This is a genomic window from Sphingomonas sp., assembly GCF_036387595.1.
Classification (GTDB): Bacteria; Pseudomonadota; Alphaproteobacteria; order Sphingomonadales; family Sphingomonadaceae; genus Sphingomonas.
Genome location: NZ_DASVTL010000011.1, coordinates 1 through 1759, shown reverse-complemented (window position 1 = coordinate 1759; position 1759 = coordinate 1). Strand labels below are relative to the sequence as shown.

Sequence of the window (1759 nt, the reverse complement as noted above, 5' to 3'; positions counted from 1 at the left end):
ACGCGGCAAGGCTTTTTCGGCATTCGCGGCCGAAACCAGCACCGATGCGAGCACGATCGATCCCTGGCGCATGTCGTCGGCCTTCAGGTGATCGAACGTATCGACTCCGCTGTGATGCACCCGGCTGTCGTAATCGAGCGGATCCTGGATGAACTGAAAGCCGGGCACGCCGATCGCCTGCATGAACACGTGATCGGTGCCGCCGGTCGGCCGCAGCGCTACGGTGTTCGCGCCCATCGCGGCGAACGGCGCGAGCCATTCGCGGAAGATCGGCACCACCGCGGGATTGCGCTCCGCATAGAGCCCGCGCAGCTTGCCCGAGCCGTTGTCGATGTTGAAATAGGCGGCGAGGGCGCCATAGCCCGGCTGCGGCGTGACCGGCCACCGATTGGTCCAGCCGTAGAAGCGCTTCAGCCCCGTGTCGGCGGTGCCACCGGCGGCGCCGCGGGTCGCGAGATGTTTCTCGACATAGGCCATTGATCCGAGCAGCCCCTGTTCCTCGCCGGTCCACAGCGCGAAGCGGATCGTGCGTTTCGGCTTGATCCCGGTCGCGGCGATGATCCGCGCGGCTTCCATGATCATTGCGCTGCCCGCGCCGTTATCCGCAGCGCCGTCGCCCGCCACCCAGCTGTCGAGATGCGCACCCGCCATCACGTAACCTGCCTTCGCATCGGTGCCGGGGATTTCCGCAATGATGTTGTAGGCCTGCTCGTCGGTATCGTCGAACCGCACGTCGCTGACGATCTCCAGCGTCGGCGCGGTGCCCGATTTGGCCAGTCGGGCGAGGCGCAGATAATCCTCCTGCCCAATCTGCACCGCGGGCAGGGCGGCGGTCGCGCCGGTGCCGAACAGATAGCCCTCGCCGCTGACCAGGTTGCCGTCGCGATACGCCATCGTCGCCATCGCCACCGCGCCCTCCGCCTTCAGGAACGCGTCGAGTTTGGCCGCGAAATCGAGCCGCTTCAGCCGCCGATCGGCGGCATCGGGATCGTTCACCGGCTGCTGGAACTGGTCGAGCTTCGCCAGATCCTCGTTGGATAGCCGTTGGAACATCGGATCGGTCGATTCGCGCGCCGCGACCGGCAGCGTCGTCAGCACGATCTTGTCGCGCAGCTGCCCGCGCCACTTGTCGAAGTCACGCTCGCGCTTCATCGGCGCGACGACGATCGGGGCGGTGAGTGCGCCATTGGTCGGCGGCGTCCACGCAACGGGGATCGCGGTCAGTTGCACCGCGCGCGGGGTCAGCATCCGCACCGATGCACGCTCGATCGTCCACCCGCGCCCGAACGCGAAACCTTCCTTGTGGACGTTCTTCAGCCCCCATTCGGTGAACTTCGCCGCGGTCCAGCCTTCCGCCTTGCGCATCCCCGGCGAGTTGGTCAGCCGTGGGCCGATAACGTCCGTCAGGTGTTGCGCGGTGACCATCACCTGGCTGTGGTTGGTGCCCTCGTCGATGATCCGGTTGGCCGATGCTTTGTCCTGCGCACCCGCATGGTACGGCATGAGAGCGACCGCCGCAGTGGCGGCGAGCAGGAAATGGCGCATGGGACCCCCTTCGATACGATATCGACCGTGTTGCTACGGGCGCCGCCTACCGCGCGCAAGCAGTGCCGCGACACTGACCCGCGTTGACAGCCGCGTCCCGCTTCGCCATGGAGCCGCCTCGCTCTGAAAAGCGGCCCATCTGGACAGGTGGCCGAGTGGTTAAAGGCAGCAGACTGTAAATCTGCCCGTGCAAGCGTACGCTGGTTCGAATCCA

At 66.2% G+C, this 1759-nt stretch carries 1 protein-coding gene; it reads right to left on the bottom strand.

What is annotated here, in order from left to right; all coding sequences use genetic code 11:
- Positions 1-1545, bottom strand: a 1545-nt coding sequence (locus tag VF643_RS00675; RefSeq protein ID WP_331041436.1) for a M20/M25/M40 family metallo-hydrolase, incomplete at its 3' end; no start/stop codon positions are given.
- Between the last annotated feature and the right edge of the window lie 214 nt (positions 1546-1759).